This window comes from Gordonia insulae (genome assembly GCF_003855095.1).
GTDB classification, from domain to species: Bacteria; Actinomycetota; Actinomycetes; order Mycobacteriales; family Mycobacteriaceae; genus Gordonia; species Gordonia insulae.
In genome coordinates, this window is record NZ_CP033972.1 from 1,306,663 (window position 1) to 1,329,243 (window position 22,581).

General features: G+C 68.9%; 18 protein-coding genes. 5 read left to right on the plus strand and 13 right to left on the minus strand.

Annotated features, from left to right (window positions below; translation table 11 throughout):
* Positions 1–17: 17 nt before the first annotated feature.
* Entirely contained in the window at positions 18–2,009 is a 1,992-nt protein-coding gene (gene htpG, locus D7316_RS06000; protein WP_124707468.1) for a molecular chaperone HtpG, read from the minus strand.
* A gap of 153 nt (positions 2,010–2,162) precedes the next feature.
* Between htpG and D7316_RS06005 the strand changes: the two genes are divergently transcribed.
* Complete coding sequence (locus D7316_RS06005; RefSeq protein ID WP_124707469.1) at positions 2,163–2,918, plus strand: PIG-L family deacetylase; 756 nt, start codon at positions 2,163–2,165, stop codon at positions 2,916–2,918.
* A gap of 52 nt (positions 2,919–2,970) precedes the next feature.
* Here D7316_RS06005 and recD read toward each other — a convergent pair whose 3' ends face one another.
* Genes recD through D7316_RS06025 form a run of 4 tightly spaced genes read right to left on the minus strand, consistent with a single transcriptional unit; the run spans position 2,971 to position 12,112 of the window.
* Positions 2,971–4,905 (minus strand): exodeoxyribonuclease V subunit alpha, encoded by a 1,935-nt coding sequence (recD, locus tag D7316_RS06010; RefSeq protein WP_124707470.1) that lies wholly within the window; start codon positions 4,903–4,905, stop codon positions 2,971–2,973.
* Positions 4,902–8,240 (minus strand): UvrD-helicase domain-containing protein, encoded by a 3,339-nt coding sequence (locus D7316_RS06015; RefSeq protein ID WP_124707471.1) that lies wholly within the window; start codon positions 8,238–8,240, stop codon positions 4,902–4,904. Before D7316_RS06015 ends, recD begins: the two co-directional genes overlap by 4 nt.
* Positions 8,237–11,647 (minus strand): exodeoxyribonuclease V subunit gamma, encoded by a 3,411-nt coding sequence (gene recC / locus D7316_RS06020; protein ID WP_124707472.1) that lies wholly within the window; start codon positions 11,645–11,647, stop codon positions 8,237–8,239. The genes D7316_RS06015 and recC overlap by 4 nt, the downstream gene beginning before the upstream one ends.
* A gap of 33 nt (positions 11,648–11,680) precedes the next feature.
* The gene (locus D7316_RS06025; RefSeq protein ID WP_232016793.1) at positions 11,681–12,112 is read right to left on the minus strand and encodes an acyl-CoA thioesterase; all 432 of its coding nucleotides are present in this window, start codon (positions 12,110–12,112) and stop codon (positions 11,681–11,683) included.
* A 124-nt stretch (positions 12,113–12,236) separates the two neighbouring features.
* On the opposite strand from D7316_RS06025, the gene D7316_RS06030 reads away from it, so the two are divergent.
* Together D7316_RS06030 and D7316_RS06035 are read left to right on the plus strand one after the other, a co-directional pair.
* The gene (locus D7316_RS06030; RefSeq protein ID WP_124711154.1) at positions 12,237–12,878 is read left to right on the plus strand and encodes a GNAT family N-acetyltransferase; all 642 of its coding nucleotides are present in this window, start codon (positions 12,237–12,239) and stop codon (positions 12,876–12,878) included.
* Between the two features lie 134 nt (positions 12,879–13,012).
* The gene (locus D7316_RS06035; protein WP_124707473.1) at positions 13,013–14,452 is read left to right on the plus strand and encodes an NAD(P)/FAD-dependent oxidoreductase; all 1,440 of its coding nucleotides are present in this window, start codon (positions 13,013–13,015) and stop codon (positions 14,450–14,452) included.
* Positions 14,453–14,458: 6 nt separating this feature from the next.
* Here D7316_RS06035 and D7316_RS06040 read toward each other — a convergent pair whose 3' ends face one another.
* The 8 genes from D7316_RS06040 to D7316_RS06075 all read right to left on the minus strand — a co-directional run bounded on the left by D7316_RS06040 (position 14,459) and on the right by D7316_RS06075 (position 20,817).
* A complete protein-coding gene (locus D7316_RS06040) occupies positions 14,459–15,175 on the minus strand; it encodes an urease accessory protein UreD (protein WP_124707474.1) in 717 nt (238 codons plus the stop codon).
* Positions 15,176–15,178: 3 nt separating this feature from the next.
* Positions 15,179–15,865, minus strand: coding sequence for an urease accessory protein UreG (gene ureG / locus D7316_RS06045; RefSeq protein WP_124707475.1), 687 nt, complete (start codon positions 15,863–15,865; stop codon positions 15,179–15,181).
* 67 nt (positions 15,866–15,932) lie between these two features.
* Entirely contained in the window at positions 15,933–16,550 is a 618-nt protein-coding gene (locus tag D7316_RS06050; protein ID WP_124711155.1) for an urease accessory protein UreF, read from the minus strand.
* A gap of 52 nt (positions 16,551–16,602) precedes the next feature.
* Entirely contained in the window at positions 16,603–18,324 is a 1,722-nt protein-coding gene (locus D7316_RS06055) for an urease subunit alpha (RefSeq protein WP_124707476.1), read from the minus strand.
* A complete protein-coding gene (locus tag D7316_RS06060) occupies positions 18,324–18,653 on the minus strand; it encodes an urease subunit beta (RefSeq protein WP_124707477.1) in 330 nt (109 codons plus the stop codon). The genes D7316_RS06055 and D7316_RS06060 overlap by 1 nt, the downstream gene beginning before the upstream one ends.
* Positions 18,654–18,668: 15 nt before the next feature.
* Positions 18,669–18,971, minus strand: coding sequence for an urease subunit gamma (locus tag D7316_RS06065; protein ID WP_124711156.1), 303 nt, complete (start codon positions 18,969–18,971; stop codon positions 18,669–18,671).
* Between the two features lie 146 nt (positions 18,972–19,117).
* Positions 19,118–20,365, minus strand: a complete 1,248-nt coding sequence (locus tag D7316_RS06070; RefSeq protein WP_124707478.1) for a DUF6986 family protein — start codon at positions 20,363–20,365, stop codon at positions 19,118–19,120.
* Positions 20,362–20,817, minus strand: a complete 456-nt coding sequence (locus D7316_RS06075) for a PaaI family thioesterase (protein ID WP_124707479.1) — start codon at positions 20,815–20,817, stop codon at positions 20,362–20,364. The genes D7316_RS06070 and D7316_RS06075 overlap by 4 nt, the downstream gene beginning before the upstream one ends.
* 334 nt (positions 20,818–21,151) lie before the next feature.
* Here D7316_RS06075 and D7316_RS06080 point away from each other — a divergent pair, with 334 nt between their 5' ends.
* Complete coding sequence (locus D7316_RS06080) at positions 21,152–21,550, plus strand: BlaI/MecI/CopY family transcriptional regulator (protein ID WP_124707480.1); 399 nt, start codon at positions 21,152–21,154, stop codon at positions 21,548–21,550.
* A 55-nt stretch (positions 21,551–21,605) separates the two neighbouring features.
* Positions 21,606–22,556, plus strand: a complete 951-nt coding sequence (locus tag D7316_RS06085; protein ID WP_124707481.1) for a M56 family metallopeptidase — start codon at positions 21,606–21,608, stop codon at positions 22,554–22,556.
* Positions 22,557–22,581: the final 25 nt, after the last annotated feature.

Here is a 22,581-nt window from a genome sequence, read left to right on the forward strand (position 1 = left end):
ACACCCCCCCACAGCGATCAGGACTCGACCGAGCCCAGCGAGTCGGTCAGCGTGCCCGCCAACAGCTTTGCGAACTCCGCGGGATCGCCGAGCTCACCGCCTTCGGCGATCACGGCCATCCCGTAGACGAGCTTCGCGGTGCCCACCAGCGCGGAATGATCGTCGCCCGCAACGAATGCCGCGTTGAGTCCGGTGACCAACGGGTGATCGGCGTTGAGTTCCAGGGCACGCTTGGACTTCGGCAGTTCCTGCCCGGAGGCACGGTAGAGCTTCTCGAGCTGCGGGGACATCGAGAACGTGTCGCCCACCAGGCACGCAGCCGACTCGGTGAGACGCGATGAGAGGCGGGCCTCGCTGACATCGTCGGACAGCGTCTCGCCCAACCAGCCGAGCAACCCCGCGAACGATTCGGCCTGCTTCTCCTTGTCCGCCTTGGCTTCCGCGTCGGCATCACCGTCGGCGTCATCCGCGAGAGCGTCGAGGTCGACCGCCCCCTTCGCGATGGACGTGAACGACTTCCCGTCGAACTCGAGCCCGCTCGTCACCCACATCTCGTCGACCGGATCGGTGAGCAGCAGGACCTCGATGCCCTTGGCCCGGAACGCCTCGATATGCGGAGAGTTCTCGATCTGCTGACGGGTCTCGCCGGTCATGTAGTAGATCGAGTCCTGACCACTCCTCATCCGCCCGACGTAGTCGGCGAGCGTGGTGAGGTCGTCTGCCGAGTCCGTCGACGCGAACGACGACGCCTTGAGGATGGCATCGCGATTGTCGAAGTCGTTGACCAGGCCTTCCTTCCACACCCGGCCGAAATGCTCCCAGAAGGTGCGGTAGTCCTCGGGCCGGTTGCTGCGCAGGTCGCCGACGGTCGAGATGATGCGCTTGGTCAGGCGACGGCGGATCGCGCGGATCTGTCGGTCCTGCTGCAGGATCTCGCGCGAGACGTTCAGCGACAGGTCGGCGGCGTCGACGACTCCCTTGACGAAGCGCAGGTACTCCGGCATCAGCTCTTCGCAGTCGTCCATGATGAAGACGCGCTTGACGTAGAGCTGCACACCGGAGGTCCGCTCCCGCATGAACAGGTCGAACGGTGCCTGCGACGGGATGAACAGCAGCGCCTGATACTCGAAGGTCCCCTCCGCCTTGACGGTGATCACCTCGAGCGGCTCGTCCCAGCCGTGGCTGACGTGGCGATAGAACTCGGTGTACTCCTCTTCGGAGACCTCGTCGGCGGACTTCGCCCACAACGCCTTCTGCGAGTTGATGGTCTCGCTGACGATCTCCGTCTTCGGCTCGGCATCGCTGCCGGACTCCTCGGCCCCGGATTCGGTGGCGGGGGCCGCCACCGGCTTCTCGACGTCCATCCGGATCGGCCAGGCGATGAAGTCCGAGTAGCGCTTCACCAGCTGCCGCAGCTTCGTCGCATCGGTGTAGTCGTACAGATGGTCGTCGGTGTCGGCCGGTTTGAGCGCCAACGTGACGGACGTGCCCTGCGGAGCGCCCGTCACCTCGTCGATCGTGTAGGTGCCGTCGCCGGTCGATTCCCAGCGGGTCGCCACGTCGTCACCGGCGAACCGCGTGACCAGGGTGACCCGGTCGGCGACCATGAAGGTCGAGTAGAAACCGATACCGAACTGTCCGATCAGTTCCTCCGACGCCGCGGCATCCTTGGCCTCGGCCAGCTTGCGCCGCAACTCGGCGGTGCCCGACCGGGCCAGCGTGCCGATCAGTCCGATGACATCCTCGCGCGACATGCCGATGCCGTTGTCGCGCACCGTCAGGGTCCGCTGGTCCGAATCCACCTCGAGCTGGATGTGCAGGTCGGACGTGTCGACGTCCAGGCTCTTGTCCTGCAGCGACTCGAGTCGCAGTTTGTCGAGCGCATCCGACGAGTTCGAGATCAACTCCCGCAGGAAGCTGTCCTTGTTCGAATACACCGAATGCACCATGAGATCCAGCAACTGACGGGTCTCCGCCTGGAACTCACGAACCTCTGTTTGACCACTCATGATCCACCTCCGCCTCAGAGCGTCTGCCGGAGCCGGATAATACCGATCCGAACATTGGCTACGCTGAGGTGGGTCGTCCCGTCGCCGGCGCGCACTCAGCGGGCCGACGCCGCCTGGCCGCCCGTCCGACGTTCGCCACAGGAAGTCAGGTGCATGCCTCCTCCTCGTCTGCTCTTCGTGCACGCCCACCCCGATGACGAATCGCTGTGGACCGGTGGCGCCATCGCCCGGCACGTCGCGCGCGGCGGGGACGCCGACCTGATCATGTGCACGTGGGCGGAGGGCACCTGGCGCCACGCCGAACTGATCGATGCCGCCCGCGAGCTGGGACTCCCCCGCCCACCGATCATGCTCGGCTATGCCGACGACCGGGTTCCGGAATCCGCGCCGGAGTCGCAGCGATTCTGCACCGGGTCGTTCGACGAGCAGGTCCGGACGCTGACGCAGCACATCCGTCGCCTGCGCCCCGACGCGATCGTCACCTACGACGCGATCGGGATCTACGGACATCCCGATCACATCCATGCGCACCGCCTCGCATCGTGCGCAGCCGACGCCGCGGCGAGCCCCCGCCTGTATCGGTCCGAGGGCGACGCGTGGCAGACGCGGTCGATCTACTTCGCGACCATTGCCGAATGGATGGTCGACGATGTGCGGGGCGATCTCTTCGCCAGCACCCCGCGCGACTACCTGCCGGGCACCCCGGAATCGGCGATCGATCTGACGCTCGACGTGATGCCGTGGCGCGACCGGAAGGCGGCGGGCATCAGAGCGCACAAGACGGAGCTGACGCGGAGCCGGACCATGCAGGCGTTGATGGCGATGCCGCCGGAACGGCGCAGCCGCCTGCTCGGCACCGAGAACTTCATTCGTCGTGACCTGGTGCCGGACGGTGTCGACCTGGGCTGACCGTTTGCCGGGCGGTCGGTGACGGCGCGTACGGCGTGAGCGCGGTCGGCCCTCACGTGCCGTCGGAGTCGATGACGCGGATGGGGGCGCGCAGTCCACTGGCGCGCTGCACGCGTCGCGTCACCGCGGCGGCCAGCACCTCCGGCGACCCGATGATGCGCACGCGCCGCTGAGCGCGGGTGACGGCGGTGTAGAGGAGTTCACGGGTGAGCAGCTCAGAACCCTCGGGCGGCAACACCACGGTGACACCCTCGAATTGGCTGCCCTGACTCCGGTGAATGGTCATCGCGTACAGCGCGATGACGTCGGCGAGCCGGGTCGGGTGCAGGCGTCGGATCCGAGAGCCTCGGCGGAAGACGACCTCGAGCCCATCGTCGCCGATCCCGCCCCCGGCCCCGTCACCGTCCCCGGCATCGCCTGCAGCACGGATGACGACGCCGCTGTCCCCGTTGAACGTCTCGGTCTGTCGGTCGTTGGCGGTCACCAGGAGCGGCTGCCCCGGATAGCGGGTGGACGGGTCGACGACGAGGTGCTGATCCGGCTGCTCGGCGAGCCATTCGACAACGCGCCGCGACCACCCCTCCACCCCCCAGGCGCCCTCCCGGTGGGCGCACAGGACCCGGTGCTGATCGAGCGCATCGAGGGCGGCGGAGGCGTCCGAAGCGGTTGCGGCCGCCCGCAGGGCCGCGCCCCAGGCCGCGACGTCTGCGCGCACACCGTCGAGGTCGTCGGCCCGCACCAGGGTGACCTCGGTGAGCGCCGGATCGGACACCAGCTCGACGACTGCCTGCGCGTCGCCACGGTTGATCGCCTCGGCCACCGTGGCGATACCGCCACCGAAGCGATGCCCGCGGCGCAAGGTGACCACCCCACGCTCGATCCGCTCGCGGTCGTCGATCACCGACATGACCGACTCATCGAGCACGCCCGCCGGCAACGCGGCGGGAACGGCCGGGTCGTCGCGGTCGACGAGATCGGCCAGTACGGCACCGGCCTCGACGGACGCCAACTGATGCGGGTCCCCCACCAGGATCACCCGCGTGTCGGGACGGACCGCGTCGAGCAACTTGCTCATCGCTGTCATCGACAACATCGACGTCTCGTCCACCACGACCACGTCGTAGGGCAGTCTGTTGCCCCGGCCGTACCTGGGCGTGGCACCGGGACGCCACCCCAACAGCGAATGGACCGTGACGGCCCGCACCGAGCTCGGTGCAGCGTCGTCAGCGGAGACGGCCGCCTGCAATTGCGCCGCGGCGCGACCGGTCGGAGCGCACAACCCGATACGTGCGGACCCGCCGGCGAGGCGGTCGAGGACGGCCAGGATGCGTGCGACCGTATAGGTCTTGCCGGTTCCCGGGCCACCTGCGACGACGACCGTCCAGCTGATCGCGGCCATCTGTGCGGCCACGCGTTGCAGGTCGACCTCGCCGGGCGGACGTCTGCCGAACACATCATCGACCGCGGCGCCGACGGCAGCCACATCGACATCCGGGCGCGTCGAGACCCGTTCCGCCAGCACCGATCGGATCAGCTCCTCCTGGCGGAAGTACTTGCGCAGGTAGAGCAACGGCCCGTCATCGGACGCGGCGAGCACGAGTGGACGCAGCGGACCGGCCCGTCCGCCGCGGACCAGGACGCTTGCGGTCAGCGCGCGTTCGAGTTCCTCCGGGTGCGGAATGGCGGCGGCGATCGCGGGGTCATCGCCGGCCAACTCGGACACTCGGGCGACGGCCAGGCAGGTGGAGCCGAACCGGATGGCGCGCACCGCCAGCGCTGCGCCGATCTGGGCCGCCTCCTCGACCGGCTCTCCGCCGAGTCCGACCAGCCTGCGGGTCACGTGCAGGTCGGCGGCGTCGAGGAGGCCGCGGGAGTTGAGCACGCCCAGCGCCCCGTCCTCGCCGGATACCGCCCGGGCGTCGAACGCGGGACGCGGCGGTGCATCCGCGCCCACGTCGGGGCGTTCGTGCGAGCGCGGTGCGGTCATGATGTGCCCTCCGCCAGGAGATCCGAGACATCTTCGACCAGCGCGGGCGGCACGTGCCATTCGAACACGCCGCAGCCGGCCGGGGTGTCGGGTCCGATCATTCCGCGGACGAAGTGGTACTGCACCGGTCCGAGATGATCGGCTGTCCGGTAGTCCCGCACCCGCCATCGCAGATAGCGATGCAGTGCAACGGAATACAACAGAGCCTGGAGCGGATAGTTGGCGGCGATCATCTCGGTGGCCATGGCATCACGGTCGAAGTCCTCGGCAGTGAGGTCGCCCGGCCGCAACCGGTTCGTCTTGTAGTCGACGACCACGAAACGGCCGTCCGGCGTACGCAGCACCGAGTCGATGCTGCCCGTCAGGTAACCGCGGAGTCGTTGCGGCGGCAGCTCACGTAGCCGATCGCTGTAGCCGGCGAGCGGGTCGTCGGCGGGCAGGTGCCTGTCCATCAGGTCGGCGACCGCGCTCATCGACACCGCAGATCGCGAGGACCCATCCGCACGCGGGTCGGTCAGCGGGAACTCGAAGTCGAGCTCGGCCAGCCGGTCTCGCGGTCGGATCTGCCACAGGTCGCCGAAGCCGAGCGGCGTGGTGAGGACACCGACGAGTGCCGCTGCCAGCAGATCGACATCGACGTCGACCATCCTGCGCTCGATCGACGTGCGGCACAGGTCACGGACATGCCCGGCCATGTCCGGGGCGTCGGTGTCTACGTATTCGAGGGTCTCGTGGACGAGCGTGCCGAAGGCCGCGCCGAACGGCATCCCGTTCATCAGCGACGGCGTTCCCGACGCGGGTGCAGTCTCCGCCGGGATGCGCTCGACATCCGGCACCGGCTCGTCGGCGATCAGATCGTCGTCGGCCTCACTACCGGACCCGAGGAGTGGCAGGTGCCCGTGTCCTGCGCCCGCAACGATCGCGGAATACGATGTGCGGCGCCAACTCTGATCGATCGATCGGTCGAACAGGGCGACGCCGAGACCCTCCGCGGGGCGTCGTGGCGGCAGCGGCTCGATCCGGCTGTCGCCGTCACGTCCTGCCACCTCCACCCGGATCGCGCCGTCGGCGGTGGCATAACCGGTCAGCACCCGGCCACACGTGTCCTCGTCGGGGACGTCGAAGGATTCCGGGACCGCCGACGAACCGTCCTTGCGGCCGAACAACATCCGATGCAGCGCCGAGATCCTGGTGAAGTAGGCGGGCGCCCACCAGAGCACCACCTGGGACTGGGCACGGGTGAGCGCGACGTAGAGCAGTCGGAGTTCCTCACCGGCCGATTCGGTCTCGTGCCGTGCCCACCGCGACCGGTAACCCGGCGCCTCCTTGCCACCGACGTCGAGGACCCGTTCGCCGGCGTCGTCGTGGAAGGTGAACGTCGCCCGGTTCGAGTTGCGTGCCCCGTCCCATGCGAACGGCACGTACACGATGGGGAACTGCAGTCCCTTGCTGCGGTGCACGGTCATGATCTGCACCGCCTGGGTGTCACGGTCCAGCCGACGCGTCTGGTCTTCGTGGCGCTGCCAGCGTGTGGTGTCGGCGATGCGGTCGGCGAGCCATTCGCCGAGTGCACTCAGTCCGCAGTCGCTGTCCATGACCTCGGCGTTGCACAGCGATGCCACCTGGACCAGGTCCGTCAGCGCGCGCTCGCCGTCCCGCAGTGCCAGCACCCGTTCGGCCACCGACATCCGGCTCATCAGTCGTTGGGACATCGCCGCGAAACCACCCTCGTCGAACACCCTGCCCAGGCCTTGCAGCATGGTCGCGAGTTCTGCCGTGTCCGCGCCGTCGTCGGCGGCCAGACGCTCGGCCGACCAGCCGATCAGGGGGCTGAGCGCCGCGAGCCGCACCATGTCTGAGCGTGCGGGTTGTTCGATCGCGCGGATCACCGACAGCCAGTGCCGGGCCGCCGCCGTGTGGAAAACGCTGGTGCCCGACCCGATGACGGCCGTCACTCCGTGTTCCTGGAGTTGCTGTTGGAGCGGGGCGACGGTCTTGTTGAGGGTGACCAGTACGGCGACGTCGCCCGGTTCGACTGGCCGGGTCACCCCGTCGACCTCGATGGTGGTGTTCGAGGCGAGCAGCCCCGCGATGTCGGCAGCGACGTCCGCGATCACCCGGTCACGCACGTCGCCGACGGAGGCGAAACCGCTGGCGCCCGTGACCGGGAACGCCGCCCGCGGAAACGCCCGCAGACGCACGGGGGGCACGCCGCGAATCCGGCTGCCCGCGCGGGCCGCCGTGACGTCGTGCACCAGGATCTGCGGGTGGCCGAGTTCGGCACCGCCGTAGAGCCTCCCGAGCGCATCCACCAGCGCACCGTCGGACCGGCGGTTCACGTCGAGGGCGCGTAGGGCGTCGGCCGAGGTCACCGCCTGCAGGTAGGCCAGGACCTCGGCGCCGCGGAAGCCGTAGATCGATTGCTTCGGATCACCCACCAGCACCAGCGTGCGGTGCTGGTGGAAGCAGCGCCGCACGATCTCCCACTGTTGTGGGTCGGTGTCCTGGAACTCGTCGACCAGCACCGCCTCGAACGACGCACGGATGCGTGCGCACGCCGCTTCGCCGACCACCGGATCGGTGACGATGCGAAACAGGATCATCTGCAGGTCATCGTAGGTTCGCAGGCGGGACAACCGCTTTCGGTCCTCGATGATCTCACGGATGCGCGCGGCGAACCGGGCGCGCCGGATCGCGACGGTCGCGGTCGCTCCGGTGGAGCCGCCGAGGTCGGCCGACGAGGGTGCGAGCGCGGCGGCGGGCTGGCGTACGGCGTCGCGGGCGATCGCGGTGGCGTCGGCCGGCGCGATGTCCGGCGCGTCGGAGCCCGCGTATCCCCGGATGTACAGGTCGAGTGCCGCCTCATCGACGAGATCGTCGACGTCCTCGACGATCTCGTGGACGAGTTCACGCTCGCCCAGGAAGCCCAGCGCGTCGAGCATGCGGTTACAGAAGGTGTGCGTGGTCGCGATGGTGGACGCGTCGAAATCCGAGAGGGCACGCGCGAGTCGTTCGCGGCGGAGCGCGACATCGGCCGGCACCCCGTCGGCCAAGTATCGGACCAGCGGGTCCGGGTGTGCGCCGCACGCTGCCGGATCGGACAGTGCGGCCACGAGTTCGGCGACGCGATCACGCATGCGCTCGCGGAGTTCGGCGGTGGCCGCCCGGCTGAAGGTGACCAGCAAGAGCTTGTCGATGGGCACGCCCTCGGCGATGAACCGTGCGCCCAGGCCGACGATCGCGAAGGTCTTGCCGGTACCCGCACTCGCCTCGAGGACGGTGGTCCCCGCGGGCAGCGGTGCCGTCACATCGAACGGCGTGGGAGTGGCTGTCATGTGCGCGTCTCGAATTCGATCAGGGGTTCCCAGACCAGCCGGGCGAGTCCGGTGAACACCGCGTCACCCGGTTCGCCCGGCAGATCGATTCCGCACCATCGGCCGTCTGCGGGAATGCTCTCGGCCAGCAGCGCGTCGAAATCCGTTGTCGCGGTGACATCGCCGGCGTATGCCAGACGCACGTGACGATCACGCCCCGCACCGAAGTCGCCGCCGAAGGCCTTACGGGCCGCCGGCAGCGCCCGATCCGCACGTCCGGTTCGCTGGTGATGATCGGCGAACTCGGCGGCCGGGTCCAGCGGCAGCGGAAGCACACGCTGCAACCCGACGTCGCGGATCGCGATCAGGGCCGCGAGCACCGCGGCGGGATCGTCGGGGACGGCGAACAGCGATCGGGCCACCCCGCTCCGGCGACCCCGGCCGACGACGAGTGCCGCACGTACATCCGGGAGTCCGCGGTCCCCGGCCTGTCGGGCCGCGGCGATGGCCAGCAGCCGAACCCATGCGACGAGGCGTTGCTTCGCCCGCAGTTTGGAGTACGTCGCGGTGACCATCGTGCCGGCGAAGATGTCCCCCACCGTTCCGGACAACCGCCTGCCGTCGGGCAGCGGGACCACCACATCGGAAGTCACCGGGCGACCGGAGCGTGCCGGGGCCACCGCGGCGAACACGGCCTCGACGTCGACCGAGATGGTCTGGAGTTCGCGGGTGCCGAAGGCGAACGGCGGCAACGTACCCCGGCGCAGCTCCGCCGCCTGGCAGGACGCCAGATCAGCGCCGCCGAGCATGCGGGACAGGAACCGGTCGCCGATCCCCCAACGATCGAGGGGTGCGAGCGCGACGTCGAGCTGGTCGGGGTGCGGGCGTTCCTCGTCGGGCACCCGGGTGCCGAGTCGCTGACGTACGAAACCCTCGATCGGATTGGTAAGGAAGGTGATCAGGGAGTCGAGGTCGACGTCGTCACCCACCGCCGGAACACGCACCTCGGCGATGAACGGGGCCCGGGCCGGATCGGTGCCCAGGGCGCGGGCACCGGCCAACAGCGCGGTGTCGAAACTGAACGGACCGGCCACGCCGGGCACCGCCCCCGCACGGAAGTTCAGCTCGTCGAACCCGTGCAGGGTGTGCACGATCGTGCACGACCGCTCGTCTCCCCCGGTCAGTGCACGCACCGCGTCGCCGAGCTCACTGACCACGACCGCAGGCGGAATACGCCGGCCGGACACCGGATCCGCGCCGCTGTAGAACACCAGCAGGTGCTCCTGCGCGGCGCAGATCGCGTCCAGGAACAGTTGACGATCTTCGTCGCGAGGATTCCGTTCACCGATCAGCGGAGCGCGGCCGAGGATGTCGTCACCGTCGACGCGCAGGGTGCGCGGGAACGCGTCGGCGTCGACGCCCAACAGGACGATCACCCGATGCGGGACCGAGCGCATCGGCACCATCGAGCAGACGGTGAGTTCGCCGGTGCGGAAGTTCGCCCGGGTGGGCACGGCCGCGACCAGACCGGCGACGAGGTCCCGGATGTCGCCGAGCCGCAGCAGCGGCGCCGCGACCTCCCGATCGTCGGTGTGCGCATCGTCGAACACCGCGCTGATCGACCGGATCGCCTGGGCCCGTTGCCATTCCTCGTCACGATCGGGACGCGCGAGCGCGTCGATCGCACCCACCACGATGTCGACCCACAGGTCCGGCGGATGGGCGCCGGCCACCGCTTCCAGTGTCGCCGACAGCCGTGCGATGAACTCGGCGAATCGACCGGCCAGATCGATCTCGGTGCTCTCGACGCCCGCCAGCGGCAGCGCGGTGTCGAGCCACTCGCCATCGGACTCCTCGGCGACCGCGCCGAGCATGATCCGATCGAGCCCGGCGGCAAAGGTGCCCTGCCCGAAGCCCGACAACCCGAACCGGGATCGCTGGGAATCGTCGATCGCCCAGCGGATGTTGCTGCCCACCAGCCATTCCCGAATGATCTCCAGATCGTCGTCGGTCATGTCGAAACGCTGCCGGACAGGTGGGCGTCCGAGCAGATCGAGGACGGCGCCGGCGGTGACGCGTCCGGCGCCCATCTCCACCACCGCAGCCACCACGTCGAGGATCGGGTTGGTGTGTCGCAGACCGCGATCGGCGAGTCGCACCCTGAGCTCGAAAGCGGGATGACCCAGTCCCGGCTGACCGAACGCCCCCCGGATGAGCGGAGCGAAGGTCTCGACATCAGGGCACATGACGAGCACGTCGCGAGGTTGCAGGGTCGGGTCGGCGGCGAACAGATGCAGCAGTCGGTCCCGGAGGACCTCCACCTGCCGTTCCGGACCGTGGCAGGAGTGGATCTCGACCGAGTCGTCGGGCGGGAGGATCCCGTCGGCGAGGTGATCGTCGCGGATGCCCGACTGCACAGCGGTCAACAGGGTCTCGTGCACCGGACCCGGCTCGGGAACGTGATGCGTCACCCGGTCCGCCATCGGCGCGACCCGACGCTGGAGTTCCTGGACGTCACGCGAGAGGCCGGCGAGGACCGGATGCCGCAGGACCGGTGGTCGGTGGTCGGCGCGACGCGGGCCTGCATCGGCACTCACGGACGTGGTCAGCGCGTCCCACAGGGCCGGACTCGGATGTGGGACGAACACGTGGACATCGCGATGGACGGCGAGCGCCCCGAGCACCTGGCGCAACGACTCGGTGACGCGGGTCGGCCCGAACACCGAGAGCCGTTCCGGCAGGTCCGTCGCGCCGGGCTCGGCGCGCAGCACCGCGCACGACTCCGCCAGCGACTCGGCCGGATGCGGCGCGCCGATCTCACGACGCACCGCCCGCCAGAAGTCGGGCTGCCATGCCAGGTCGGCGGGGACGGGTTCGCCCACTCCGTCGGAGTCGCCGCCGCGCGCCCAGTCGCCGAGCATCGCGGGTCGCTGTCGGCCGTAGCCGTCGAAGAGCTGCGCGATCTGTCGGGCCGTCGCATATCGCCTGCCCCGACGGTGTTCGTCGGGATCGGGGCGGCCATCGGCCCCGACGTGCCGGGCGAGGATCGCCAGTCGCGGATCGTCGATCATCTCGTCGAGAACGCGCAGGACGGGCCACGTCATCGCGGCGGGCCGCCAGGGTTCGCCGGCGCGTGAGCGGCCTCGCCGATGCCCCGGTCCACCGGGTCCGTCGGCGGACAGCGCATCGCCGAGGGCGGTGTCGGTCAGTTCCGCGGGCGAGAGGAAGTCGAGGTTCGCCGCCACACCGTCGGCGCGTCCGGCCGCACCGAGCCGGGTGGCGAGGCGCTGCTGCAGCCAGCGTTCGACACCGGCGGCGGGCACCGACACGATCTCGGCGCTCATCGGATCGGGCAGCGGCGTGATCAGCACGTCGGCGAGCGCATCGGCGAGCGCATCGGTGCGCTCGGCGCGGTGCAGGTGGAACATGATGTCGCCCTCGTGATGCGGTCGCGGTCGGGGTCAGGGCCTGACGGGAAGCCCGGCGTCGGCGACGAGGTGGGCAGCCAATACCGCCCGCACCGCGTCGGGGACCGGTGTCGGACGGCCGGTGTCGGTGTTCACCGAGACCATGGTGGTCTCCGCGACCGCGCACGTGGTCCCCGCCGGATCGATCAGCGTGAGCGACAACGTGAACGAGGTGTTGCCGATCCGGCTCACGCACGACCGGACGATCACCGGTTCATACGAATACTCCAGGACGGCGGTGAACACGATGTCCTGTCGCGCCACCAGCACCGAGAACCCGGCAGGCCGGTCCGCCAGCCAGGACGCGAACGAGCGGACCCGGCACTCCTCGAAGATCCGTGCGAATTGCACGTTGTTGATGTGGTGGTTGATGTCCATGTCGCCGAAGCGCAGCTGGATCGGGACATCGAGATATTGGTCGGCCACGATCGCAAACACTAACCGGTGGCCCCGACATCACCACCAACGACAACACACGTGCTCTGCTGCACCCGCGCGGGCGGCGGCGGACCGTACACTCACCGTGGGCACTGCACACGAGGGGGAGATCGTGATCCTGGAGACCGTCCGGTTACGGCTACGACCGGTCACGATGTCCGATGTCGACGCCCTCGTGGATCTCGACAGCGACCCCGCGGTGATGCGCTACGTCAGCGGTGGCGCGGCCACCTCCCGCGAGGAGATCGAGAACTGGGTCCTCCCCCGCGCACAGGCCGAACACCGTGCTCATCGCACCGGCATGTGGACCGCCGTCGACCGCACCACCTCGACCTTTCGTGGATGGTTCCTGCTGCGCGCGCCGCGGCACAGCAACCAGCCCGAACTCGAACTGAGTTACCGACTGCGTCGCGATGCCTGGAACCAGGGCCTGGCCACCGAGGCCGCGCGCGCCCTGATGACGATGTCTTTCCAGGAGATATCCACCGACCGCATCTTCGCCAGCACCATGGCCGCCAACATGGCGTCGCGACGCGTGATGGAGAAGATCGGGATGCGGCTCTCCGCGATCCGCATGTCGGACGACGAACTGATCTTCGGTGCCGGCGGTGGTGAGGTCGAATACGAACTGCTGCGCAGCCACTGGGAGACCACCACCATGCGCTGGTCGACGCCCTCGGCGCCCTCGTGGCGACCCGTCGCACCGGCCGGCTGGTCGTATCGACACGGACCGCTCTCGGACCTCACCGCCTGACGAGACAGCGCACCGTAGGACGGCACACGCATTCGGCCGGGGTCCTCACCGCGACCGAACTCCGATGATTGACTACCGTTAGGAGTCGTGCGGCAGCCCCACGCCGTCCACCCAGCGACAGGAGACGTTCTCTGATGAGCAGCCCAACTCCGACCTCAGCGCGCCCGCACGTCGTCATCGTCGGTTCCGGATTCGGTGGACTCTTCGCGGCCCAGCGCCTGGCGAAGGCCGATGTCGATGTCACCCTCATCGCCAAGACCACCCACCACCTGTTCCAGCCCATGCTGTATCAGGTGGCCACCGGGATCATCGCCGAGGGCGAGATCGCTCCGGCGACCCGTGTGGTCCTGCGCAAACAGAAGAACTCCAAGGTCCTTCTCGGCGATGTCTTCGAGATCAACCTCGAGGCAAAGACAGTCACCTCGCGGCTGCTCGAACGCGTCACCGTCACCCCGTACGACAGTTTGATCATCGCCGCAGGCGCGGACCAGTCGTATTTCGGCAACGACCATTTCGCCGAGTACGCGCCGGGCATGAAGACCATCGACCACGCACTGGAACTACGGGGGCGCATCCTCGGCGCCTTCGAGCAGGCCGAGCTGTCCGACGACCCGGAGGAGCGTGCCAAACTACTCACCTTCGTGGTCGTCGGTGCGGGCCCGACCGGTGTCGAACTCGCCGGGCAGATCGCGGAGATGTCCGACAAGACACTCAAGGGCACCTTCCGCAACATCGATCCGACCGAGGCGCGGGTGATCCTGCTGGACGCGGCGCCGGCGGTACTGCCGCCGTTCGGCGAGAAGCTCGGCAAGAAGGCCGCGTTACGGCTCGAGAAGCTGGGCGTCGAGGTCCAGCTCAACGCGATGGTCGTCGACCTCGACTATGACGGCCTGACCGTCAAGGAGAAGGACGGCACGACCCGCCGTATCGAATCGCAGTGCAAGGTGTGGTCGGCAGGCGTTCAGGCGAGCCCGCTGGGCAAGCAACTCGCGGAGCAGTCGGGTGTCGAACTCGACCGCGCCGGCCGGGTCAAGGTGAATCCTGACCTGTCCATCCCGGGGAACCCGTATGTGTTCGTCGTGGGCGACATGATGGCCGTCGACGGCGTGCCCGGCGTGGCGCAGGGCGCGATCCAGGGCGGTCGGTACGCGGCGGATGCGATCAAGGCCGGGCTGCACGGCCAGACGCAGGAGCAGCGCAAACCGTTCAGCTACTACGACAAGGGCTCGATGGCCACGGTGTCGCGGTTCAGCGCGGTCATGCAGGTCCCCATCCCCGGAACCAAGAAGAAGTTCGAGACCGAGGGCTACTTCGCGTGGCTGGGCTGGCTTGCCCTGCACCTCATCTACATCGTCGGGTTCCGCAACCGGCTCAACACACTGGTCAACTGGTTCTTCGCCTTCAGCACCCGCGGCCGTACCCAGTTGGCGGTCACCGAGCAGCAGGTCTATGCGCGTACCGCACTCGGTGCGTTGTCCGAGCTGGAGAAGAAGTCGGTGCCGGAGGTCGAGGCGGAATCCGCCGGCGCCGAACCCGACCCGACGCCCGAGGGCACCAAGGCCGAGGCGAGCTGACCCCGGTCAGCGGATCATCGTCGGCGCGAGGTCGAGTTCGTCGCACAGCGCGCCGGCGATGCCCGTCGACGCGGCGAGCGCCGTGGTGAGGGTGGCGCCGGCGATGCCCGCGGGTCGGGCGAGTTCCAGTCGCGTCGCGTAGGCGTCGGCCGACACCGCGGCCGGGCGGGCGTCCGGATAGCGGAACACGCTGCCGACGGCGCGATGTCCGGCGCCGGCCACCCCGCCCAGCGCCAGACGGTGCCGCAGCACCGGCGAATCACCGATGTCCACACGTAGTGATCCCTGCCAGCGCGCCCGCGCGGCGTGTTCCGGTGACTCCTCGGCCCGCCCCAGCTGCGCATGTTCGGCGATGATCACCATCGCCTCACTGTGGGCGATCACCCGCGTCGCGGTGTGGTGTTCGGCACCGGCGGCCACCACGGTCGGCTGCGGATCGAGATGAAGACGCGCGCCGTCGCCCACCTCGACGGTCCAGTCGGCGCGAGAGTCGATCCGTTCGATCGACGGCAGCGCGATGGTCGCGGCCACCGTCCGCAGCCGCAGGACGGCGTCGTCCTCGAGGATCACGCGGATGGCGATGGTGTCGCCGCCCAGGGGTGTCGCCGCGGTGCTGACCAGGTGCACCGAATCCGGCCCCGTGGTCCGCGCCGCGAGGCCGCCGGTGGCGGTGACCCGCGGCGAACGGCCGGGCCGGGCAACGATCTCGAGGTCGGTGTGCACGCGTCAGCCGGCCACCGTGATCGCGACCAGCTGCTCGCGCACCCAGCCGAGCACGTCGGTGGCCGCGGGATCCTCGGTGAGCGAGATCATCGCTGTCGGCCGCCCCTCTCGGACGCGCGCGGCGTCGGTGCGCATCACCTCGAGGTCGGCGTTGACCCGTTCGGCCAGGTCCGTCTTGTTGATCACCAGGAGATCGGAGTAGGTGACGCCGGGACCGCCCTTGCGCGGGACCTTGTCGCCGCCGGCCACATCGATGACGAAGATCTGAACGTCGATCAGCCCGGTGGAGAACGTGGCGGTGAGGTTGTCGCCGCCGGATTCCACCAGGATCAGATCGAGCGGCGGATTGGCCGCCACCAGGTCGTCGATCGCGTCGAGGTTGGCGGTGATGTCGTCGCGGATCGCCGTGTGTGGACAACCGCCGGTCTGCACCGCGGTGATGCGCTCGTCCGGGAGGACGGCATTGCGTCGGAGGAAGTCGGCGTCCTCGGTGGTGTAGATGTCGTTGGTCAGCACCGCCACCGACAATTCGTCGCGCAGCTGACGGCACAACGCCGCGACGAGGGCGGTCTTGCCGGAGCCGACGGGTCCGCCGACCCCGACGCGTAGCGCCTCCCCCGGCTCGCGGTGTCGCCGCGGGCGGGCGTGGTCGTGGGTGTGCGGCTCTCCGTCGATGAGATGGGGTGGCATGACGTCCTCTCGGCTATCGGGTGTGATTGAAGTTCGAATTCGTTTGTGGGACAACCGAATTTCCCGGTCAGGACATGAACAGGGGCATGTCTCGTCGCTCATGTCGTTCGGCGAACACGTCGAGCGTCGGGTCGGACAGATCGGCGAGCTCGACAGCCGCCGCGGCCGCGACGCGTTCACACTCGACACCGAGGTCGGCGATCATCACCGCGACATCCGCGGGATCGAGCGCGAGGAGGCGTTGGCCGGCGGTCGCCGAACCGCTCATCGTCGTGTACACGAGGACGAGGGCGGTGTGGAACCCCGAGAGTTGCGAGACCCGGCCCACCGCACCGGAGATGACCGGCAGATGGGTTCGCGGTGCGTGGCCGCTCCAGTCCTCATCCGGCCACAACCGACGGGCCAACCGCAGCATGCCCCGGCCCTGCGCCTGCGAGGCGCGGCGTGCCGCCGCCGACGGTGTGCGCGCATCGGTCTCCTCCTGGGCCGCAGGCACTTCCACGGTCCCGTCGGCCACCGCCGCGGCGATCGACGCTGCGACCAGGCCGGTCGTCACCACCCGCCGGTGCAGGAATCGCGCCAGGCTGTCGACATCGACCACTGCGCGGTCGGCGATGGCCTGTTCGACGCCCCCCGAATGCACGTGGCCACCGACGGGGAGCCGGGAATCGGCGAGCGTCAGCATCATCGCGAGCTGCGACCGGGTCCCGGGAGTCACATCGAACACGTCAGCGACCTCAGAAGAGGAAGTAGCGTTGTGCCATCGGCAGTTCGGAGACCGGTGCACTGTCCCAGACCTCGCCGTCGATGCGCACGGTGAAGGTGTCCGGTTCCACCGAGATCTCCGGCGTCGCCGAGTTGTTGGGCATGTCCGCCTTGCCGACGCGCCGGGTGTTGCGCACCGCGACCAGCCGACGATCCAGATCCAGGGACTCCTCGATCCCGGCGTCGAGCCCACCCTGGGCGACAAAGGTGACCGACGTGGCGGCCGCGGTCTTCGGTGACGCGCCGAACATCGGGCGGGGGAACACCGGCTGCGGTGTCGGGATGCTCGCGTTCGCGTCGCCCATCGCGGCCCAGGCGATCGCACCACCCTTGATGACCAGGTCGGGACGCACCCCGAAGAAGGCGGGATCCCACAGGACGAGGTCGGCGAGCTTGCCTGTCTCGATGGAGCCGATCTCCGCGTCGAATCCGTGGGCGATCGCCGGGCAGATGGTGTACTTCGCGATATAGCGTCTTGCCCGATTGTTGTCGGCGGCACCATCTCCGGGCAACGAACCGCGCTTGCTCTTGAGTACATGGGCGGTCTGCCAGGTCCGCAGCACGACCTCACCGATGCGGCCCATCGCCTGCGCGTCCGAACCGATCATCGAGATCGCGCCGAGGTCGTGCAGCAGGTCCTCGGCGGCGATCGTCGACGGCCGGATCCGACTCTCCGCGAACGCCAGATCCTCCGGGACGGTCGGGTTGAGGTGGTGACACACCATCAGCATGTCGAGGTGTTCGTCGAGGGTGTTGACGGTGTGCGGCCGCGTCGGGTTGGTGGAGCTGGGCAACACGTTCGGGTGCGTCGCGACGGTGATGATGTCCGGTGCGTGACCGCCGCCGGCACCCTCGGTGTGATAGGCGTGGATACTGCGCCCGGCGATGGCGCCGACGGTCTGCTCGACGAACCCGGCCTCGTTCAGGGTGTCCGAGTGCAGCGCGACCTGTACGCCGGTCTCGTCGGCGACGCGCAGGCACGCATCGATGGCCGCGGGGGTGCTGCCCCAGTCCTCGTGCAGTTTGAAACCCGATGCCCCGGAGCGAATCTGCTCGTGCATCGCCTCGGCCGAGACGGTGTTGCCCTTGCCCAGCAACGCGATGTTCATCGGCCAGTGATCGGTGGCCGCCAGGATCGATTTCAGGTGCCAGGCGCCGGGGGTCACCGTGGTCGCCTTGCTGCCCTCCGCAGGTCCGGTGCCGCCACCGATGAGGGTGGTGATGCCGTTGCCGAGCGCTTCGTCCATGATCTGCGGACAGATGAAGTGCACATGACAGTCGATGCCGCCGGCGGTCAGGATCTTGCCGTTGCCGGCGATGATCTCGGTCGACGGACCGATCACCAGATCGGGATGGACTCCGTCCATCGTGTCGGGGTTGCCCGCCTTGCCCATCGCGGTGATCCGCCCGTCGCGGATGCCGATGTCGGCCTTGATGATCCCCCAGTGGTCGAGGATCACCACTCCGGTGATGACCGTGTCGGGCGTACCGTCCGCCCGTGTCGCCCGGCTCTGTCCCATGGACTCGCGGATCACCTTGCCGCCGCCGAAGACCGCCTCGTCGCCGGCCAGACCCGGTCCCCCACAACGATCCTCGGTGACCTCGATCAGCAGATCGGTGTCCGCGAGCCGAATCCGATCACCGACCGTCGGGCCGAACAGTTGGGCATAACGGTCGCGTCCCAGTGTCGCCATCAGTCGAGCCTTCCCGGAGCGTCGAGCGAGATGCCGTGCACCTCGCGGGTACCGCCGAGCGGTACGAGGGACACCGCCATCTCGATGCCCGGCTCGAATCGGACGGCGGTGCCTGCGGGGATGTCGAGCCGACGCCCCCGCGCAGCCGAACGATCGAAGTCCAACGCGGCGTTGGCCTGTGGGAAATGCACATGACTGCCGACCTGGACCGGGCGGTCGCCGGTGTTGACGACCGGGAGTGTCACGGCATCCGCGCCCTCGTTCAGTTCGATGGTGCCCTCGACGGGCAGGATCTCGCCGGGTATCACCGACGACTCGGTTCGCGACATCTGGGCCTCCGCCGGCTAGTCGATCGGGTTGTGCACGGTGACCAGCTTGGTCCCGTCCGGGAAGGTGGCCTCCACCTGGACGTCATGCAGCATCTCGGGCACGCCGGCCATCACGTCGTCGCGCCCGAGCACCTCGCGTCCGGTGGTCATCAGTTCGGCGACCGACCGTCCGTCGCGGGCACCCTCGAGCACATGATCGGTGATGAGCGCGACCGCTTCGGGGTGGTTGAGCTTCAACCCCCGGCCCTGCCGGCGGCGGGCCAGTTCGGCGGCGTAGGAAATGAGCAACCGTTCCTGCTCATGCGGCGACAGACGCACCAGTACCTCTCCTAGCGACACGGATCCTCACCGGCGACGGACCCATCGGGGTGGCGCGCACACAGGCGGGCGGCGCGGCGTAGAAGACATCCTGCCACGCGATGCGGGACCCGTCTCGGCGAGCCGAGCCGGACCTCGTGGGAGCCTCAGGTCGGCAGTCCGCCCCCGCCGGCACGCAACTCGGCGAGCCGCTCGGTCGTGCACAACGGCGCGATGGCCGCGACCTCGGCGGCAGTGAACGCACCCGCCGCGGCACCGCGGTCCAGGACCGACGCCAGCGACAACGCGGTGGCGGGTTCATCGACGATCGCACCCGACCGACGATCGAAGTAGGACTGCAGCCGCTGTGCCGCGACCGGCATCGCCGATCGGAAGAATCCGATGACCGCCACCCATCGGGTCACCAGGTGCCCGGGGTGCATGTCCCACCCCTGATAGAACGCACGCTCCAGCGACCGCACGACCAGTGCGTGATGGCGGCGTAACGCCGCGTGGATCTGCTCGGTCGACCCGGCGGGGACGACCTGCGTCGAACCGTCACTGATCCATACCCCGGTCTGCGCCGCGGCGGCCTGCATCACCGCCTTCGCATGGTCGGCGACGGGGTGGGCCAACGACTGCTGGGCCGAGACGACACCGCACGCCGCGCTGTAGTCGTAGGTCCCGTAGTGCAGGCCGGTCAGCCGTCGTCCGCCGCGGTGGATCGCCTCGGCGACGGTCGCCCGACCGCCGGGCCCGAGGACCGCCTGCGGTATCTCGACCTGGAGTTCGTACCGGAGCCCGCCGTCGGGAAGACCGTGCGCCTGCTCGAAGGCGGCGCACAGGACATTCACCGCGTCGACCTGCCGGACGTCGCGCAACTTGGGCACGGTGAAGACGAAGCCGTCGGGAATCCCACCCGCGCCGTCGAGGACCAGCTCCAGGGTGCGCAGGCCGCGGCCACGCTCACGCTCACCGAGACCTTTCGCACGGACGCCCGCACTGCGCGGCGCGTGCGGGCGCAGGCGGGTCCATGCCGCGAGGGTCTCGCCGGCCCGCCGCGCGTCGGCGTCCTCGACGGCGTCGTCGCGCCAGCCGTAGCCGTCCTCGAGGTCTATCCGTAGGTCTTCCACGGGGTTGTCGCGCAGCCGCTGCCGCGCGAGGTCGACCACGGTGGTGTCGCCTCCGGCCAGCTCCACGAGCAGGTCCGATGCGGAGTCAGCGATTGCGGTCGCGTGTTCACCCCAGGAAGCAGGCGTGCCGGGATCGACGTCGGAGGCGGCGACGTACACGGTGTGCGCGGGTTGCGCGATCCCCCGGTCGCCGGGGTAGTACGCCGCGAGGTCCTCGTCGACCGGCCGCAGCAGGTCCTCCAGACGTGCCCGGACGTCGACGGGCAGACCTCTCGCCGTCATGCGCCGGATGGGATGGTCGGCACCTCGACGCCCTCGGGTAGCTCGACGTTCTGCAGACGAACCTGCGACGTCGCGATCACACGCCCCTGATCGTCGGTCATGGTGACCCGCCAGAGCTGCTGACGACGGCCACGATGGATGGGCGCCGACTCGACCGAGAGCGTGCCGGAACTGATCGACTTGAGGAAGTCGGTGTTGTTGTTGACGCCGACGGCGGTGCCACCGATGCCGGTCACCTGCAGCCAGGTGAACGCGCTGACACTGGCCACGCTCTCGGCCACCGCGCAATAGACACCGCCGTGCACGATGCCGAACGGCTGGTGATGTTTCTCAGATAGTTCCAGCGTTGCGACGACCCGGTCACCGCCGACCTCGCTCAACTGAAGCCCCAGTGAGCTGTCCAGCCCGCGGCCGAAGGTGTCCTTGATCAACTGTTCACTCTCAACGGTCATACCCATGAGATTGTCACGCGACCCCTCCGACGGCGACCGAAGGTCCGCGACGACGGCCGCGGTGCCCGCGACCGGTGACCCGGATCGACCGACGAGCCCGGGGTCGAATCCGGCCCGAGGGAACCGATAGGCCCCACGCTGCGTTACAGCGTGGGGCCTATCGCGGCGTGGACCGGGGGTCTCTGCAGCCCTCAGGACTCTCGCTCGGTCCGCGTGATTTAAATGTAGGGTAGCCTTACCAACGTTGTCAAGGGGCGACACGAAAAAGGGCCGTGAGCAGTACGGGAACACGATCGGCAATCGATGTGTGGCAGGCAGGAGAAGCAGAAGTAAAATGCGAAGAATGAACGGACTGGGCGACCTCGAGCGCGCTGTCATGGACACACTGTGGGCGAGCCCCACTCCGCAAACGGTGCGACAGGTCCACGAGGCACTGTCGCGCGACCGGTCGTTGGCCTACACCACCGTCATGACGGTGCTACAGCGTCTGGCCAAGAAGAATCTGGTGACCCAGATCCGCGACGACCGCGCACACAAGTACGTGCCGACGCATCCGCGCGAAGATCTCGTCGCAAGTCTCATGGTCGATGCATTGAGTGAGGCGGACGCGCCGGGTTCGCGGCACGCCGCGCTGGTCTCGTTCGTCGGACGGGTCGGCGCAGACGAGGCCGAGGCACTGCGCAACGCACTCGATGAACTCGAAGCCGCACGCGGATCGAGCGATACACGATAGATTCGCCCCAGCACGCACCTGCAGCGACACAACAGCCCACGCAAGGACAGCTTCGATGACCGCGCTCTTCTTCGGCATCCTGACCCTGGTGCTCATCGGCCCTGCCGCGGAAGCAATGTCCCGCGCATCCTGGCCGGTCAAGGCACCTCGGGCAGCGATGACGCTGTGGCAGGCGATCGCCCTGGCCGGCGTCCTGTCCGCATTCAGTTGCGGTCTGGCCATCGCGGCGAACCTGCTGGCGCCGGGACCCGACGGATCCCCGACCACCAATCCGTTCGACGAGATCGATCGACTCGGCCTGCCCCTGTGGCTGACCCTCGTCGGGGTCTTCGCGCTGACACTGATGGTGGGCGGGCGCCTGATGTACACCGTGATCCGCGTCGGCGTCCGCACCCGCGCTCGCCGCTACGCGCACCGGCAGCTCATCGACATCCTGGATCTGTGCGACCGACGCGACGTCGACCACCCGCTGTTCGCCAGCGACGTCCGCATGATCGACGTCGAGCAACCACTCGCCTACTGTCTGCCCGGTCTGAGGCAACGCGTCGTGGTCAGTGAGGGGGTCGTGGCCCGACTCAGCCGTGAGGAGCTGACCGCGGTCCTGGTCCACGAACGCGCACACCTGCGGGCGCGTCACGACCTCGTGCTCGAGGCCTTCATCGCCTTCCATGAGGCCTTCCCGCGCTTCGTGCGCAGCAGCTCCGCGCTCGGCGCGGTCGAATTGCTGGTCGAGGCGCTCGCCGACGACCAGGCGGTCCGCGCGACGGCACCCACCACGCTCGGACGTGCACTCGTCGCGTGCGCCGACGCGGTGGCGCCCCGAGGCGCCATGGCGGTCGGCGGCCCGACGACCCTGGCACGTATCCACCGGCTCCGTGACCAGCGCCCGACCCGACTGATCGCGGTCGGCGCGTACGCCGGGGCCGCGACGATTCTGGTGGTTCCCACCCTGGCGGTCGCCATCCCGTGGCTGACCGAGCTCAGCCGACTGATCTCGGCGGCGTGAGTCACCGCACCCTCCCGGTCGTGGT

Excerpts from the sequence above, each read along its gene's own strand:
- D7316_RS06015 (WP_124707471.1), bottom strand. The coding sequence starts at position 8,240 with ATGACAGCCACTCCCACGCCGTTCGATGTGACGGCACCGCTGCCCGCG.
- D7316_RS06060 (WP_124707477.1), bottom strand. The coding sequence starts at position 18,653 with ATGTCGCGAACCGAGTCGTCGGTGATACCCGGCGAGATCCTGCCCGTC.
- recD (WP_124707470.1), bottom strand. The coding sequence starts at position 4,905 with ATGACCGCACCGCGCTCGCACGAACGCCCCGACGTGGGCGCGGATGCA.
- htpG (WP_124707468.1), bottom strand. The coding sequence starts at position 2,009 with ATGAGTGGTCAAACAGAGGTTCGTGAGTTCCAGGCGGAGACCCGTCAG.
- ureG (WP_124707475.1), bottom strand. The coding sequence starts at position 15,865 with ATGCCACCCCATCTCATCGACGGAGAGCCGCACACCCACGACCACGCC.
- D7316_RS06080 (WP_124707480.1), top strand. The coding sequence starts at position 21,152 with ATGCGAAGAATGAACGGACTGGGCGACCTCGAGCGCGCTGTCATGGAC.
- recC (WP_124707472.1), bottom strand. The coding sequence starts at position 11,647 with ATGTTCCACCTGCACCGCGCCGAGCGCACCGATGCGCTCGCCGATGCG.
- D7316_RS06050 (WP_124711155.1), bottom strand. The coding sequence starts at position 16,550 with ATGCTGACGCTCGCCGATTCCCGGCTCCCCGTCGGTGGCCACGTGCAT.
- D7316_RS06070 (WP_124707478.1), bottom strand. The coding sequence starts at position 20,365 with ATGACGGCGAGAGGTCTGCCCGTCGACGTCCGGGCACGTCTGGAGGAC.
- D7316_RS06005 (WP_124707469.1), top strand. The coding sequence starts at position 2,163 with ATGCCTCCTCCTCGTCTGCTCTTCGTGCACGCCCACCCCGATGACGAA.
- D7316_RS06075 (WP_124707479.1), bottom strand. The coding sequence starts at position 20,817 with ATGACCGTTGAGAGTGAACAGTTGATCAAGGACACCTTCGGCCGCGGG.
- D7316_RS06085 (WP_124707481.1), top strand. The coding sequence starts at position 21,606 with ATGACCGCGCTCTTCTTCGGCATCCTGACCCTGGTGCTCATCGGCCCT.
- D7316_RS06055 (WP_124707476.1), bottom strand. The coding sequence starts at position 18,324 with ATGGCGACACTGGGACGCGACCGTTATGCCCAACTGTTCGGCCCGACG.
- D7316_RS06035 (WP_124707473.1), top strand. The coding sequence starts at position 13,013 with ATGAGCAGCCCAACTCCGACCTCAGCGCGCCCGCACGTCGTCATCGTC.